Raw genomic sequence first — 14,899 nt, 5'->3', positions numbered from 1 at the left:
GGCATTCAAGAGGATTCGAGAGACCCGTGATGATCCGCCCCCTGCCGCTCCTCGCGATCCTGGTCTCGTCGCTCACCGTCTCCGCCGCCGCGGCCGAGCCGGTGACGGTCGGTCCGCTGCTGGAGCATCGCGGGCTGTGCGAGGCATCGGGCGCGGCGCCCTACCCGCGCGGCAGCTTCGGCGACCGATTCCTGGTGGTCGACGACGAATCGACCGTGCTGCGGCTCTACCGGGCCGGTGCGAGCGGCGAGGCCCTGCCCCTCGGCGGCGCCGATCTGGCGGGACATCTCGGCCTCGGCGAGAAGGACGGCAAGGCCGACCTCGAATCCGTGACCTGGCTCGGCTCGGACCTCTACGTGCTCGGCTCGCACAGCCGCCGCCACGGCGGCAAGCAGAGCCCCGGCCGCGGGCGCCTCGCCGCCGTGACGGCGACGGACGGGGCCGGTATGCCCGCGCTCGCCCCGACGGGCGCCGCCATCCGCGCCTTGCCGCAGGCCCTCGCCGCCCTGTCGCCGCTGCTGGCGGCGCGGATCGGCCTCGACGTGCCGGCGCGCGACGACCTCGACCCCAAGCGCAAGGGCTTCAACATCGAGGGGATGGCGCCGCGCCCGGATGAAAAGTCGCTCTGGCTCGGCCTGCGCAACCCCCTCGACACCGACGCGAACGCCCTCCTGGTGCCGCTGGAGAACCCGGCCGAGGCGATCGCCGGCGCCGCCCCGCGGCTCGGCACCCCGGTCGCCCTCGACCTGAAGGGCCGCGGCATCCGCGACATCGCCTACGCGCCGCAGGCCAAGGCCTATCTCGTGCTGGCCGGCGGGGCCGGCGGCGGGGGCGAGCCGTTCGACCTCTACCGCTGGTCGGGCGCGCCCGGGGACCGGCCGGTCCGGGTCGAGGGCGCCGCCGCGGCCTTCGCGGCGATCCCGGACTTCCAGCCCGAGGGCCTGCTGGTCAGCCCGGCCGGCGACCGGGTGCAGGTGCTGAGCGACGACGGCGAGGCGCTGGGCTCCGACGGCAAGCCCTGCGAGGAGTCGAAGGACGGGAAGCGCTTCAGGAGCCTGATGCTGGAGCTGCGGTGAGGCCACCATGCCCCCGGGCGCCGACGGTCGATGACCGCCGACGCCGCGGGCCGGTCGGCCGACCGGGCCCTCAGTCGAAGCTGCGCTTCGAGCCCGAGCCGCCGAGGCTGATCTTGCGCGCCTGGGGCGCCGCCGGGGCGGCCTGAACGGGCTTGGGCGGCGGCAGGTGGGCCTGGCCGTGGACCACGGCGCCGATCTCGCCCAGCGCCTTCGTCAGATCGTCCTTGCCGCAGGTGCGGGCGACCACGAGGCCGAGCTTGTGGGTGTGGCTCTTGGCGTAGAGGTAGCCCGCGAGCTTGGCGCGGGTCTCCACCGGCAGGGCGTCGAGGAGGTCCGGCAGGTCCTCCGGCTCGGCCCGGTAGATCTCCCCGAGGGTCGCGAGCGGGACCGGGCAGTCGCGGTCGGCTTCGGCACCGCTGGTGGGGTGGCCCTGGATCATGATGCGTCCTCCGGCTGATCGATGGCGTGGCGCAGGAATCTAGGTCCGTTCGCCCGGGGATGAAACCGCGGGGCTCGTCGGCGATTCGCGGCGCTCGCGCTCCGGCGCCTCGATGCCCTATGCTCGCCCCGGACACCAGGGGGGCAGCATGGCCAAGATGGACGAGGTGAAGACGGGCGACGACACCGCGGAGCCGGCGGCGGCGCGGCCGCAGGGCGACCTCACCGTGCGGACCATCGCGATGCCGGCCGACACCAACGCCAACGGCGACATCTTCGGCGGCTGGGTGATGTCGCAGATGGACCAGGCCGGCGGCATCGCCGGGGTGGAGCGGGCGCAGGGCCGCGTCGTCACGGTGGCGGTCGACGGCATGACCTTCCTGCGCCCGGTCCGGGTCGGCGACGTGCTCTGCGTCTACACCCAGGTCGTCGGCACCGGCCGCACCTCGATGCGGATCCAGATCGAGGCCTGGGCCCGGCGCTTCCGCACCCAGACCCGCGAGAAGGTCACGGTCGGCGTGTTCACCTTCGTGGCGATCGACGACGAGGGCCGCCCGCGCCCGATCCCTCCGGCCGCCCCGGGCCTGTCCCCGTGAGCCTCGCCGCCGATCCGGCCGATCCGGCCGATCCGGCCGGCTTTGCCTGCCAATCCTGCGGCGCCTGCTGCGCCTATTCGGCGGAGTGGCCGCGCTTCAGCACCGAGGACGATGCCGATCTCGCGCGCATCCCGGAGGTCTACGTCGACGACCCGGCAGGGCGGATGCGCTGCGAGGGCGACCGGTGCAGCGCGCTGGAGGGCCGGATCGGCGAGGCGGTGGCCTGCAAGGTCTACGCGGTGCGGCCCGAGGTCTGCCGCACCTGCGAGCCCGGCGACCCGGAATGCCTGATCGCCCGGCGGCATCACGGCCTGCCGGTGTAACCAGGAGACTCCTGCGGGCATTCCGCCCCTTGCGCCGCGGCGCCAAGGTCGGCACATCCGCCGGATGATCGAACATCCGACCCGGGACGTCGGCTTCGGGGTCTACCTGCACTGGCCCTTCTGCGCCGCGAAGTGCCCGTATTGCGACTTCAACAGCCATGTCCGCCACACACGCCTCGACCAGGCGCGGTGGCGCGGCGCCTTCGCGCGCGAGATCGCCCATGCGGCCGCCCTCGTGCCGGGCCGCACCGTCACCAGCATCTTCCTTGGCGGCGGCACCCCCTCGCTGATGGAGCCCGAGACGGTGGGGGCGCTCCTCGATGCGGTCGCGGGCGCCTGGAGCGTGGCGCCCGACGTCGAGGTGACGCTCGAGGCCAATCCCACCAGCGTCGAGGCGGAGCGCTTCCGCGGCTACCGGGCAGCGGGGGTCAACCGGGTGTCGCTCGGCGTCCAGGCCCTCGATGACGCCTCCCTGAAGACGCTCGGGCGCCTGCACAGCACTGCCGAGGCGATGCGGGCGGTCGAGACCGCCGCCGGGCATTTCGAGCGCTACTCCTTCGACCTGATCTACGCCCGGCCGGGCCAGACGCCGCAGGCCTGGGCCGCCGAGCTGCGCGAGGCGATCGCCCGGGCGGCCGAGCACCTCTCGCTCTACCAGCTGACCATCGAGGAGGGGACGCCGTTCTACGGGCTCGCCGCCGCCGGCAAGCTCACCGTGCCGGACGACGACACGGCGCGGATCCTCTACGACGTGACCCAGGAGGTCTGCGCGAGCGCCGGCCTGCCGGCCTACGAGATCTCGAACCACGCCCGGCCCGGCGCCGAATCGCGCCACAACCTGCTCTACTGGCGCTACGGCGAGTATGCGGGGATCGGTCCGGGCGCCCATGGCCGCCTCGTCCTGCCCGCGGGGCGCATCGGCACCTCGACCGAGCGCAACCCGGAGGCCTGGCTCGCCCGGGCCGAGGGCGAGGGCCACGGCCTCCTCGAGACCGAGGCGCTGAGCCCCGGCGACCAGGCCGACGAGTTCCTGATGATGGGCCTGCGCCTGCGCGAGGGAATCGACCCCGCCCGCTACGCCGCGCTCGCCGGCCGGCCCCTCGATCCGGAGCGCATCGCCGGGCTGGTCGGGGCCGGTCTCGTCGCGCGCATCGGCGGGGGCCGGCTCGCCGCGACGCCGAAGGGCGCGCCGGTGCTCAACGCCGTGGTGGCCGAGCTGGCGGCCTGACGTCCGCGAGAACCGATAACCCGGGGATTTACATCCCCGAGGGTCCGAGGGCCCGGGGGGCCGGGCTGACGACCGTGGTGCCGCCGCCCCGGATCTCGAACACCGCGAGGGTCCGGTCGCTGGTGCCCTCCGGGCGAAACCGGAAGGTGCCGTCGATCCCGGCAAAGCCCGAGGGATTGGTGAGCGTGGTGTCGGCGAAGCGCTGCGATCCGTATTGCCGGTTGAGCGCCGCGGCGAGCGACACCGCGTCGTAGGCGAGCGTCGCGACCCGCACCGGGTCGGCGCCGAACCGGGCCCGGTAGCGCTGGCTGAACCCGGCGAAGCCCGCCGGGTCGGCGGCGGCGAACCAGCCGCCCTGGAAGGCCGGCAGGGCGAAGACCCGCGGGTCGTTCCATACGGCGGTGCCGACCGGCCTGACCCGGGCCGGGTTGAAGCCGGCGCGGGTGAGCGCCGCCCCGGCGGCGGACAGGCCGTCCGGCGTGTCGGGCAGGAACAGCGCGTCGGCCTGCGGTGCCGACCCGGTCATCAGAGGCGCGAGCCGCCCGATCGCCGCCGCCGGGTTGCCGGCGGGGTAGCGCTCGATCGCGACGACGCGGCCGCCGCGGCGCGCCACCGCCTCGCGGAACTGCGCCTCGACGGCGTTGCCGTAGGTCGTCTCCGGGATCAGGGCCACGAAGGAGCGCCGGCCCCCTTGCGTTGTCTCGTCGATGATCCGGTCGACCTCGGGCTGGGGCAGGAAGCTGAGCAGGTAGACGCCGCGCGCCGCCACGCTGGCATCGGTCGAGAAGGCGATGACCGGCTTGCCGGCGGGCCGCGCCGTGGTGGCGGCGGATTGCACGGTCGCGGCGAAGAGCGGCCCGATGACGAGTTCCGCGCCCTCGGCGAGGGCTGCGGCCGCCGCCTCGCGGGCGCCGTCCGGCGTGCCGCGGTCGTCCTTCACCAGGAGCCTGAGATCGGGGCTCTGGGATTCCTGGAGCGCCAGATCGGCAGCGTTGCGCAGGCTCGCGCCGACCGCGGCCCCGGGCCCCGACAACGGCAGGATCAGCGCCACCTTGACGCTGCCGGTGCCGAGCGTCGCCGGCTCGCCGGGAGGCGCCGCCGGGGCCTCCGGCGGGGCCGTACGGGTGGCGACGACCGGGCTGTCGACCCCGCCGCAGGCTCCGAGCGCGAGCAGGCCGGCGAGCAGCGCGCCGCTCCACCCGAAACGCCTCAGAGTGTCGAGGCCGATGCCCCCCATCGCCCGCTCTCCCCGGTCCGGCCCCACGCCGCGCCCCGCGCGCAACGATTCGGCAACAGATCTGCCCGGTGCATAAAGTCTGCCGACGAAAAGTAAACGACCGCTCCCGTCCACGCCGCCATGGCGCGAGGGCGGGAAGCCGTGGCAGTGTCGCGCGCGATGACCCAGCGCAGCGACGATTCCCGCCGCCGGTCTCCGGACCGGTCCGCCACCGGCCGGGGCCCGGCCGTCTACACCGCCTTCGGCCTCGCCGCCGAGGCCGAGCCCCTGCCTCCCGGCCTGCATGTGGTGGCGACGCCGATCGGCAACCTGAAGGATGTGAGCTTCCGGGCCCTCGCGACGCTCGCCGCCGCCGACGCGGTGCTGGCCGAGGATACCCGCGTCACCCGTACGCTGCTCGCCCATTACGGCATCACCACGCCGCTCGTCGCCTATCACGAGCATTCGGGCGAGGGCGTGCGCGACCGGATGATCGCCCGGATGCAGGGCGGCGAGGCCCTGGCGCTGGTCTCGGATGCCGGCACGCCGCTGGTCTCCGATCCCGGCTTCAAGCTGGTCCAGGCGGCGATCGCGGCGGGGCTCGCCGTGACCCCGATCCCCGGGCCCTCGGCCGCCATTACGGCGCTGGTCGCCGCGGGCCTGCCGACCGACCGGTTCTTCTTCGAGGGGTTCTTGCCGCAGAAGAGCGGCGCCCGGCGCAACCGCCTCGCGGCGCTCGCCGCCATCCCCGGCACGCTGGTGCTGTTCGAGGCGCCCCACCGCCTGCCCGAGATGCTGACGGACGCCGCCGAGGTGCTGGGCGGCACCCGCCCGGCGGCGGTGGCGCGCGAGTTGACCAAGCTGTTCGAGACCGTGCGCCGGGGCGCGCTGTCCGCGCTCGCCGACGAATACGCCGCCTCTGGCCCGCCGAAGGGCGAGGTGGTGGTGGTGATCGGCACCGCGCCCGAGGACGCGCCCGGGCCCGAGCACGACGCCGACCTCGATGCCCGGATCGAGGCGGCGCTCGCCCGTCACTCGATCAAGGACGCCGCCAGCCTCGTCGCCGACGAGACCGGCCTGAAGCGGCGCGAGGTCTATGCCCGCGCCCTGGTGCTGGCCCGCCGCGGCGACGATGCCGGCGAGGCCTGACGCGGCGGCCCGGCGCCGGCTCCACCTCGCCCGGGGCCGGCGGGCCGAGCTTCTCGCGGCGCTCGCCCTCCTCCTCAAGGGCTACCGGCCGCTCGCCTGGCGCGTGTCGCTCGGCGGCGGCGAGATCGACCTGATCGTGCGCCGCGGCAGCGTCGTCGCCTTCGTCGAGGTCAAGGCCCGGCCGACCCTGGAGGCGGCCCAGTTCGCGATCGACGCCCGCAAGCGCCGCCTCGTGTCCCGCGCCGCCCGGGCCTGGATCGCCCGCGCGCCCTGGAGCGCGGGCCTGACGCTCCGGGCCGATGCGGTCTTCGTCGCACCCGGGCGCTGGCCCCGCCACGTCGTCTCCGCCTTCGAGCTGGATTCGTAGCGGTTAGACGCATCCCGTTCATCTTGCGTGCAGCGCAGCATGCCTAAGCTTGTCGGTGCGACCTGAATGGGAACGGGGTGAGCGAGATGCGCAGCGGGTTCGGATGCGAGTCGTGCGGTTCGCCGGCGGTCCGCCTGCCGGCTGCCCTCACGGACGACGCGATGATCCAATGCGACCGCTGCGGCTGCACGCTGATGGCCTGGGGGGCATTCAAGCGCCGGGTCGAGGCGCAGGAGACCGCCGACCTGCGCCGACCTGCGGAGCGGCGCGCGAGCGGGACGCCCCACGACGCGCGCAGCGCCTGATCATACCGCCGCGCCTTCGAACGGATCCGTTCGGAGGTGCAAGGCAAGCCCGAACGGGCATCGGCGCGGATGCGCCGGACGCCTTTGCCTCGACGTAGCGATGCACAGGCGGGAAGGGATGAGACGCGCGGAGCGCCTGGGCGCATGTGCGGTTCGAGAGCAGGCTCTCGAAGCCGGTCCGATTCCGTCAGTCCCGCGAGCCCGGCTCGACCGGCTCGCGGGTTTGCGGCTTCCCGCCGAGGTCGGACGCATAGGCGTTGATGATCCCGACCAGCAGACCGGGGAAGCGGGCCTCCACCTCGGCCCAGCGGGCCTGGTTGCGCATCTCGACGCCGTGGCGCTCGCTGCGGATCAACCCGGCTTCGCGCAGCACCTTGACGTGGTTGGACAGGGACGATTTCGGGATCACCCGATCCCCGATCGCCGAGAGGGCCGAACAGGCCTCCACGCAGCCGCTCCGCATGATCCCGGCGAAGATCGCCGCCCGGTCGGGATCGGCCAGTGCGTGCAGGATCGCCTCGGGCCGCACGTCCTCGATGCTAGGGTGGAACAGGGGTCGCATCGCTCCCCCATACAGGATCCCGATGGGGCCTTGAACTCCAGTCCATTAGTTCCGAAATTCCGAACTATGGGACAAGCGCTCCGCTCCCGGAGCGTGCCCGTTTCGGGGAAACACGCACATGTCGAAGCTCGAGGGCAAGGTCGCCGTCGTGACCGGCGCGTCGAAGGGCATCGGTGCCGGCATCGCCAAGGCCCTGGCGAGGGAGGGAGCGGCCGTGGTGGTGAACTACGCGTCGAGCCGCGCGGGGGCCGACGCCGTCGTCGCGGCGATCGTGTCGGCCGGTGGCAGGGCCGTCGCGGTTCGGGGCGACGTAACCAGGGCGTCGGAGGCCCAGGCCTTGATCGACGCTGCCGTCACGGAGTTCGGCCGGCTCGACGTGCTGGTGAACAATTCGGGCGTCTATGAATTCGCCGCGATCGACGACCTGACCGAGGACCATTACCGGCGCCAGTTCGACGTCAACGTGCTGGGGCTTCTGCTGACCACGCAGGCCGCCGCCAAGCATCTCGGCGAGGGCGGCAGCATCGTGAACATCTCCTCGGCCATCACCCACGTGCACACGCCGATGGCGGCGGTCTATGCGGGGACCAAGGGAGCGGTGAACGCCATCTCGGGCGTGCTCGCCAACGAACTGGCCCCCCGCAAGATCCGGGTGAACGTGGTCAGCCCGGGCTTCGTCGTGACCGAGGGCACGCACACGGCCGGGGTCGTCGGATCGGACATGGAGGCCGGTCTCGTCGCGCAGACGCCTCTCGGCCGCGCCGGTCAGCCGGACGACATCGCCGGGGTGGTGGCGTTCCTCGCATCCGACGACGCCCGCTGGCTCACCGGCGAGGTGATCACCGCCAGCGGCGGCATTCGCTGACATCGAGGTCGGTGCTTTGCGCGCGCTGCCGAGAGGCGCGCGCGCAGGGACGAGGCTCGTGCCGTTCCCGGGCGGTTCGCGGCGGCGAGGACGCGAACGGCGCCGCGCAGAGTGCTGACCGACCCGGCGCGGCCAGATGTCGCGACTGTCGTATCTGAGAATTCGTCTTGCGCCGATCGTCGATCAACGCGCCTTTACTGTTCGAAACCAGACGGTCGCGCCCGGTCTCCGGGCGCGTATCCTTCAGTTCGCCGCCGCGATCGCGGCGATCAGGGTGCGCTTGAGATCCTGCTGGCTGAACGGCTTCTGCACCACGGGACGGTCCCGGAACGGCTCGCGGATGCCCGCCCCGCCATAGCCCGTGGAGAAGATCAGCGGCAGGCCGCGGCGCACGATCGCCTCGGCGACGGGATAGATCGGCTCGCCGGCGACGTTGACGTCGAGGATCGCGACCACGAAGCTCTCGCTCTCGGCCATCTCGAGTGCCTTGCTCAGCCGGGCCGCCGGACCCACGACCTCGCAGCCGAAATCGAGCAGCATGTCCTCCAGGAGCATCGAGATCGCCGCTTCGTCCTCGACGACGAGGACGCGGGCACCGTTCAGGAGGTCTTCGCTTGTTTCCGTGCCCACGCCGGATGTCTTTCCCTCATCGCCCCGTATCGAGGCCCGATCGACCCGTTCCCGCGGCGGCGGTAGCCGCCAAGCCGTCGGGGGTTCCCATCGCCCGCAGCCCGTGCGAGTCCGCGCCGGCAGACGTCACCTGCGCCGGTGAGCCGTCGCCCGGAAAGGCAGTCATGTCAAGCGTAGCCGCCTGGGGCGCGATGCAGCGGCAATCCGGCCCGCCGCGCCCCTTGAATCGACGCCGGGTTCTGGCGGGCGCGGTGGCGGGTCTCGTCTCGGGGGCGGCCGCTCCGGCCCTCGGCTCGACGGGGCGGCCGGTCGTCGTCGCCTCGAAGATCGACGGCGAGGGAGCGCTCCTCGGACAGATGATCGTGATGAGTCTTCGGCGCCTCGGCGTGCCGGTGACCCCTCGGCTCCAGCTCGGCCCGACCCGCATCGTGCGCACCGCCCTCGCCGCGGGCGAGATCGATGCCTATCCCGAGTATACCGGCAACGCCGCCTTCTTCTCCGGCACCGACGCGGACCCGGTCTGGCGCCGGGCCGAGACCGCGCTCGCCGCGGCGCGGCGCTTCGACGAACCGAACGGCCTGACCTGGCTCACGCCCGCCCGCGCCAACAACACCTGGCAGATCGCCGTGTCGGGCAAGCTCGCCCGGGCCGAGAACCTGCGCACGATGGCCGATTTCGCCGGTGCGGTCCGCCGCGGCCTGATCGAACTCTGCGCCTCGGCGGAGTTCGTCGAGAGCCCGGCCGCCCTGCCCTCCTTCGAGCACGCCTACGATTTCGCCCTGCCGCGGGAGCGGATCGTGATGCTGCCGGGTGGCGACACCGCCGTCACCCTGCGGGCCGCCGCGCAAGGGATCAGCGGGGTCAATGCCGGCATGGTCTACGGCACCGACGGGGCGATCGCGGCCCTCGACGTGGTGGTGATGAGCGATCCCCTGGGGGCGCAGATCGTCTACGAGCCGGCGCCCCTCGTCCGCACGGAGGTGCTGGCGCGCCACCCCGCGATGGCGCCCGCCCTCGACCGGCTCTTTTCCGGCCTCGACCTCGCGACGCTGCGCCGGCTCAACGCGCAGGTGGCGGTGGACGGCGACACGCCGGAAGCCGTCGCCCGCCGCTACCTCGCCTCCGTCGCGCCATGATGCGTCTGATGCCTCCACGTACGATGTCTTCGCTCACGACGTCTCGGGCGCTGCCCCTCGCGGCCGCCGGCCTCGCCGTCGCGGCGCTCGTCGCCCTGCCCGTCCTCACGCTCGCGCCGAATCGCCTCGTGCCCGGCGCGCCCGTCGGCATCGGGTTGCCCGGTCTCGGCCTCGGGCTCCTGGCGCTCGTCGCGGCCCTTATCCTTGCCGCTCCCGCCTCCGCCCGGACGAGCCGCCTCGCCCTCGCGGCGGCGCTCGCGGCCTGGTGCGGGCTGGTGCTCGCCACCGGCCAGGGCGCCGCCGGGCTCCTCGCCGGCAAGCCGGCGGCGGCCCGCGCGGTCCTCGGCTCGGGCGCCTGGCTCGGCGGCCTCGCCCTGGCCGGGCTCACGGCCGCGGCGGCCCGGGCCGTCTTCCCACGCTGGGGCGGCCTCGTCGCCGCCTCGCTCCTCCTCGGATTCCTGGCGCTCGCCGCGGGGGGCGGCCTCCTCGATTCCCTCTCGCTCACGGTCGAGTATCGGGCGCGGGCGGGCGCGGTGAACGCGGCGTTCCTCCAGCATCTCGGGCTCGCCGGGGCCGCGCTCGGGCTCGCGCTCGCGGTCTCGGTGCCGCTCGCGCTCCTGCGCCTGCGGGACGGACCGGCCTCGCGCTTCGTCGACGGGCTCCTCAACGGCGTGCAGGTCGTGCCGGCGCTCGCATTCTTCGCCGCCCTGGTGGCGGGCCTGTCCGGGCTGCTCGCCCTCGTGCCGGCCCTGCGGGGGCTCGGCCTGTCGGCCATCGGGCCGGTGCCGGCGGTGATCGGCACCGCCGCCTATCTCTGCCTGCCGCTGGTGCGGGGCCTCGCCGCCGGCCTCGCCGCGGCGGACCCGGCGGTGCTCCAGGCCGCCCGGGCGATGGGTCTCACCCCCGGCGCGACCCTGCTGCGGGTGCGGCTGCCGCTCGGCGCACCCGTGATCGCCGGGGCCCTGCGGGTCGCGGCGGTGCAGAGCGTAGGGCTCGCCACCCTCGGCGGTCTCGTCGGAGCCGGCGGGCTCGGGGCGGTGGTGTTCGAGGGCATGGCGCAGTTCGCCCAGGACCTGATCCTCCTCGGCGCGCTGCCGGTGATCGGGCTGGCGCTCGCGGTCGATGCCGGGCTCGCGCTCCTGACGAACCGGGAGGCCGCATGAACCGCGCGATGAAACGCCTGCCCCGGTTCGCCGCGCCGCTGGCGCTCGGCCTCGTCCTCGCAGGGTTGAGCCTGCCGGAGGTCGCCGGTCCCCTCGTGCGCCTGCTCGGGATGCAAACCGGCACGCCGGTGCCGGCCGGGCGCCTCGCCTGGCTCGCGCGCCACCACCTCGCCCTGGCGCTCGGCGGCTTCCTGCTCGCGGGCGGGGCCGGTCTCGTCCTCGGCATCCTGGCGACGCGGGCGGCGGGCGCGTCCTTACGGGGTGCCCTCGACACCCTGGCGGCGGCCGCCCAGGCCGCGCCGCCGGTGGTGGTGGTGGCCATCGCCCTGCCGGTCCTCGGCTTCGGCGCGCCGCCGATCCTGCTGGCGCTCGCCGCCTACGGGCTGATGCCGGTGATGCGCGGCACCGCCGGGGCGCTCGCCACCGTGCCGGAGGACGTGCGCGCGGCCGCGACCGCGATGGGGCTCACCCCGACGCAGACCCTCCTGCGGGTCGAGCTGCCCCTCGCCGCCGGGCCGATCCTCGAGGCCCTGCGGGTGGTGCTGGTCCTGGCGGTCGCCACCGCGGCGGTGGGCGCGCTCGCCGGCGCCCAGACCCTCGGCACCCCGATCGTCGTCGGCCTCCAGACCCAGAACACCCTGGCGCTGGTCCAGGGCGCGGCGGCGGCGGCCTCGCTCGCCTTCCTGGCCGACGCGGCCTGGCTCGCCGCCGCGTCGGGCCTCGGCCGGCGGCTACGCCGCTAGGCCGCGCTTGCGCAGCAGCGGCCCGGTGCTCGGCAGCCGGCCGCGGAAGGCCGTGTAGGCGCTGCGGGCGTCGCGCAGGTTGCCGGCGCCGTACACGTAGGTGCGCAGGCGCTCGGCGGTGGCAGGGTCGAAGATGTCGCCCGCCTCCCGAAAGGCGTCGAAGGCGTCGGCGTCCAGCACCTCGGACCACAGGTAGCTGTAGTAGCCGGACGCGTAGCCCTCGCCGGCGAAGACGTGCTGGAAATGCGGCGTGCGGTGGCGCATCGCGATCTCGGCCGGCATGCCGATGCGGCGCAGGGACTGCGCCTCGAAGGCGAGCGGGTCGATGCCGCCCTCGGCCTCCGGGGAGAGGTGCAGGTCGAGGTCGACGATGGCGGACGCCGTGTACTCCACCGTGGCGAAGCCCTGGTTGAAGGTGCGGGCGGCGAGCAGCCGGGCCAGCAGGTCCTCGGGCATCGGCTCGCCCGTGCGGTAGTGGCGGGCATGGGTCCGCAGCACCTCGGGCTGCTCCAGCCAGTGCTCGTAGAGCTGCGAGGGCAGCTCGACGAAGTCGCCCGCCACCGCGGTGCCGGCGAGGATCGGATAGGTCACGTTCGACAGGAGCCCGTGCAGGGCGTGGCCGAACTCGTGGAACAGGGTGCGGGCGTCGTCGAAGGACAGGAGCGCCGGCTCGCCCTCGCCGCCCTTGGCGAAGTTCATGACGTTGACGATGATCGGCGTGACCGGCCCGGTCAGACGCTCCTGCGAGCGGAAGCCGCTCATCCAGGCGCCCGAGCGCTTGCTGGCCCGCGCGAAGTAATCGCCGAGGAAGAGGCCGATCACCGTGCCGTCCCGGTCGGCAACCTCCCAGGCCCGCACCTCCGGATGGTAGCGCGGCACCTCCGCGAGTTCGGTGAAGGAGAGGCCGAACAGCCGGTGCGCGGTGTCGAAGGCGGCCTGGATCATGCCCTCGAGGGGCAGGTACGGCTTGATCTCGCCCTCGTCGAGGGCGTGTTCGCGCCGGCGCAGGCGCTCGGCGTAGTGACGCCAGTCCCAGGGCGCCAGGGCGGCCGTCTGGCCGTCCTCGTGCGCGAGGGCCTGGAGCCGGTCGCGCTCGGCCTCGGCCCGGCGGCGGGCCGGGGCCCAGACCTCCTCGAGCAGCCCGACCGCCGCCTCGGCGCTGCCCGCCATGGTGTCGTCGAGGCGGAAGGCGGCGTAGCTCGGGTAGCCCAGCAGGCGCGCCCGCTCGGCCCGCAGGCGCAGGGTCTCGGTGATGATCGCCCGGTTGTCGGTCTCGCCGCCGTTCTCGCCGCGGCGGATCCAGGCGCCGTAGGCGCGCTCGCGCAAGTCGCGCCGGGTCGAGAAGACCAGGAACGGCTCGATCAGCGAGCGCGACAGGGTGACGACGTGCGAGCCGGCAAGCCCGCGCTCCTCGGCGGCCCGGCTGGCCGCGGCGCGCAGGAAGGGCGGCAGGCCGGCCAGATCGTCCTCGCCCGCGAGTTCCAGCATGAACCCGCTCTCGTCGGCGAGCAGGTTCTGGCTGAACTGCGTGCCGAGCTCGGCGAGCCGCGAGGCGATGGCGGCCATCCGCTCCTTGGCCTCGGCGCCGAGTTCCGCGCCGGCGCGGCGGAAGCGCAGGCGGTAGCGCTCGCGCACCCGCTTCTCCTCGTCCGTCAGGCCGTCCTCACCGACCGCCGAGACCCGCGCCCACAGGTCCGGGTTGAGGTAGATCGCGCTGCCGTGGCGCGCGAGCCGCGGCGCCACCGCCCGCTCGACCGCCTGGAGGTCCGGGTTGGTGTGGCTGCCGGCCAGGTTGAAGAAGGTGGCCGAGACCCGCCGCAGCGCCTCGCCGGAGCGCTCCAGCGCCCCGATCGTGTTGGCGAAGGCCGGCGGCTCGGGATTGCCGGCGATCGCCTCGATCTCGGCGACGTGCTGGGCGAGCGCCCGCTCGAAGGCCGGCTCGTAATGCGCGGGGGCGATGCGCTCGAAGGGCGGCAGCCCGTGGGGCGTGGTCCAGACCGGCTCGGAGAAGGGGTTGGGCTCGTGCTCCGCCGTGACGCCGCGCATGTGATCCTCTCGCTGAGATGGCGGGCGACGATAGCCCCTCGGGCGCGGGGCGCAAGCGCGGCGGGACGCGCCGACCGCCCCGGGGATGCCCACCCGCCGGAACGGTCACGCTTGGCCGGCCGTTGGAGAGCGCGAACGGGGGGAACGCGCGATGCCGGGGACGACGATGGGGCGGAGCCTCGCCGCACTGATGGGGTACGCCCTGCTGGCGGGGCCGGCGCATGCCCAGGCACCGACCGGGACACCGCTGAACCGGACCCCGGCCGAGCAGGTTCCCCTGCCGCCGCCCCGGCCCGAGGAGATCAGGGAGCCGGCGCCCCGCCCTCCCGGGTCCAAGGAGACCGTGCCCGGCGAGCCCGCCGCGAAGGACGCGGCCAAGGAGGTGGGAAAGGAGGCGCCCGCCGCCGCCGAGCCCGCCCCCCTGCCCCCCGAGCGACCCGCCGACCTGCCCTCCGGCCCGGCGCCGGGGCCGGCCACGGTCGTGCCCGACGACACCGCCTGCCTGCGGCGTCTGGAGCGCCTCGGCGTCAAGGCCGAGCCGGTGGCTCCCCTCTCGGACGGGTTGTGCGGGGCCATGAAGCCCCTGCGGGTGACCGAGCTGCCGGACGGCGTGGCGCTCGCGCCCGCCGCCACCCTCACCTGTACCGCCGCCGAGGCGCTCGCCCGCTGGAGCACCGAGGTACGGGTGATCGGCGAGCGCACTCTCGGCAAGGCCCCGCAGACGTTCCGGATCGGCGGCTCCTACGAGTGCCGCGGGCAGAACCACGACCCGAGCGCCAAGCTGAGCGAGCACGCCTATGCCAACGGGATCGACGTGATGGGCTTCACCCTGGACGGCCGGTTGCCGATCGCCGTCGGGGCGAGCCGCGAGGGGACGCCGGAGGCGGCGTTCGAAGCCGCCGTAAGGGGCCGGGCCTGCGGCTTCTTCCGCACCGTGCTCGGGCCCGGCTCCGACCCGGCCCACGCCAACCATCTCCACCTCGACGAGCGCGAGCGGCCCGCCGGCCATCGCCTGTGCCAGTAGGGACAGGCCGTCGACGATGCCGCCTGGGAACG

17 protein-coding genes are annotated in these 14,899 nt (G+C 74.3%); 12 read left to right on the top strand and 5 right to left on the bottom strand.

The annotated features are described in order from the left end of the window. Window positions 1–29 precede the first annotated feature (29 nt). Entirely contained in the window at window positions 30–1,076 is a 1,047-nt protein-coding gene (locus tag miv_RS03905; protein WP_207181540.1) for a DUF3616 domain-containing protein, read from the top strand. A gap of 70 nt (window positions 1,077–1,146) precedes the next feature. Here the strand turns inward: miv_RS03905 and miv_RS03900 are convergent, their stop codons facing one another. After that, complete coding sequence (locus miv_RS03900; RefSeq protein WP_048426489.1) at window positions 1,147–1,515, bottom strand: hypothetical protein; 369 nt, start codon at window positions 1,513–1,515, stop codon at window positions 1,147–1,149. A gap of 157 nt (window positions 1,516–1,672) precedes the next feature. Here miv_RS03900 and yciA point away from each other — a divergent pair, with 157 nt between their 5' ends. The 3 genes from yciA (at window position 1,673) to hemW (ending at window position 3,661) form a co-directional block, all read left to right on the top strand. Beyond that, window positions 1,673–2,110 (top strand): acyl-CoA thioester hydrolase YciA, encoded by a 438-nt coding sequence (gene yciA / locus miv_RS03895; protein WP_207183385.1) that lies wholly within the window; start codon window positions 1,673–1,675, stop codon window positions 2,108–2,110. After that, on the top strand, window positions 2,107–2,433 hold the full coding sequence (locus miv_RS03890) for a YkgJ family cysteine cluster protein (protein WP_207181539.1): 327 nt from the start codon (window positions 2,107–2,109) through the stop codon (window positions 2,431–2,433). The genes yciA and miv_RS03890 overlap by 4 nt, the downstream gene beginning before the upstream one ends. A gap of 64 nt (window positions 2,434–2,497) precedes the next feature. Continuing rightward, the gene (hemW, locus tag miv_RS03885) at window positions 2,498–3,661 is read left to right on the top strand and encodes a radical SAM family heme chaperone HemW (protein ID WP_207181537.1); all 1,164 of its coding nucleotides are present in this window, start codon (window positions 2,498–2,500) and stop codon (window positions 3,659–3,661) included. Between the two features lie 28 nt (window positions 3,662–3,689). Here the strand turns inward: hemW and miv_RS03880 are convergent, their stop codons facing one another. Beyond that, entirely contained in the window at window positions 3,690–4,898 is a 1,209-nt protein-coding gene (locus miv_RS03880; protein WP_207181535.1) for a penicillin-binding protein activator, read from the bottom strand. Between the two features lie 159 nt (window positions 4,899–5,057). Here miv_RS03880 and rsmI point away from each other — a divergent pair, with 159 nt between their 5' ends. From rsmI to miv_RS03865, 3 genes are all read left to right on the top strand, one after another. Then, window positions 5,058–6,026, top strand: coding sequence for a 16S rRNA (cytidine(1402)-2'-O)-methyltransferase (gene rsmI / locus miv_RS03875; RefSeq protein WP_207183384.1), 969 nt, complete (start codon window positions 5,058–5,060; stop codon window positions 6,024–6,026). Beyond that, window positions 6,010–6,393, top strand: a complete 384-nt coding sequence (locus miv_RS03870) for a YraN family protein (RefSeq protein WP_207181533.1) — start codon at window positions 6,010–6,012, stop codon at window positions 6,391–6,393. Before rsmI ends, miv_RS03870 begins: the two co-directional genes overlap by 17 nt. A gap of 161 nt (window positions 6,394–6,554) precedes the next feature. After that, window positions 6,555–6,698 carry a hypothetical protein gene (locus tag miv_RS03865; RefSeq protein WP_162234104.1) on the top strand — a complete coding sequence of 48 codons (144 nt, stop codon included), beginning with the start codon at window positions 6,555–6,557 and terminating at the stop codon, window positions 6,696–6,698. A gap of 187 nt (window positions 6,699–6,885) precedes the next feature. Here miv_RS03865 and miv_RS03860 read toward each other — a convergent pair whose 3' ends face one another. Next, entirely contained in the window at window positions 6,886–7,260 is a 375-nt protein-coding gene (locus tag miv_RS03860) for an ArsR/SmtB family transcription factor (RefSeq protein WP_207181531.1), read from the bottom strand. 118 nt (window positions 7,261–7,378) lie between these two features. Here miv_RS03860 and miv_RS03855 point away from each other — a divergent pair, with 118 nt between their 5' ends. Further along, window positions 7,379–8,125, top strand: a complete 747-nt coding sequence (locus miv_RS03855) for a glucose 1-dehydrogenase (RefSeq protein ID WP_207181529.1) — start codon at window positions 7,379–7,381, stop codon at window positions 8,123–8,125. Window positions 8,126–8,368: 243 nt separating this feature from the next. Here miv_RS03855 and miv_RS03850 read toward each other — a convergent pair whose 3' ends face one another. After that, the gene (locus tag miv_RS03850; RefSeq protein ID WP_420865532.1) at window positions 8,369–8,680 is read right to left on the bottom strand and encodes a response regulator; all 312 of its coding nucleotides are present in this window, start codon (window positions 8,678–8,680) and stop codon (window positions 8,369–8,371) included. A 239-nt stretch (window positions 8,681–8,919) separates the two neighbouring features. On the opposite strand from miv_RS03850, the gene miv_RS03845 reads away from it, so the two are divergent. The 3 genes from miv_RS03845 to miv_RS03835 are packed head-to-tail and all read left to right on the top strand — an operon-like array spanning window position 8,920 to window position 11,797. Then, window positions 8,920–9,891: a glycine betaine ABC transporter substrate-binding protein gene (locus miv_RS03845; RefSeq protein ID WP_244748856.1), complete on the top strand. Its 972-nt coding sequence runs from the start codon at window positions 8,920–8,922 to the stop codon at window positions 9,889–9,891. A gap of 23 nt (window positions 9,892–9,914) precedes the next feature. Beyond that, window positions 9,915–11,054: an ABC transporter permease gene (locus tag miv_RS03840; RefSeq protein WP_207181527.1), complete on the top strand. Its 1,140-nt coding sequence runs from the start codon at window positions 9,915–9,917 to the stop codon at window positions 11,052–11,054. Between the two features lie 8 nt (window positions 11,055–11,062). After that, window positions 11,063–11,797 carry an ABC transporter permease gene (locus miv_RS03835; protein ID WP_207183382.1) on the top strand — a complete coding sequence of 245 codons (735 nt, stop codon included), beginning with the start codon at window positions 11,063–11,065 and terminating at the stop codon, window positions 11,795–11,797. Here miv_RS03835 and miv_RS03830 read toward each other — a convergent pair. Beyond that, window positions 11,786–13,843 (bottom strand): M3 family metallopeptidase, encoded by a 2,058-nt coding sequence (locus miv_RS03830; protein ID WP_207181526.1) that lies wholly within the window; start codon window positions 13,841–13,843, stop codon window positions 11,786–11,788. The genes miv_RS03835 and miv_RS03830 overlap by 12 nt on opposite strands. A gap of 151 nt (window positions 13,844–13,994) precedes the next feature. Here miv_RS03830 and miv_RS03825 point away from each other — a divergent pair, with 151 nt between their 5' ends. Continuing rightward, entirely contained in the window at window positions 13,995–14,867 is an 873-nt protein-coding gene (locus miv_RS03825) for an extensin-like domain-containing protein (RefSeq protein ID WP_244748854.1), read from the top strand. The last annotated feature ends 32 nt before the right edge of the window (window positions 14,868–14,899 follow it).

It is taken from the genome of Methylobacterium indicum, from assembly GCF_017347565.1.
In the GTDB taxonomy this organism is placed as follows: Bacteria; Pseudomonadota; Alphaproteobacteria; order Rhizobiales; family Beijerinckiaceae; genus Methylobacterium; species Methylobacterium indicum.
Note: the sequence above shows the minus strand (reverse complement) of the source record. Positions and strands in the feature narration are given on the sequence as shown.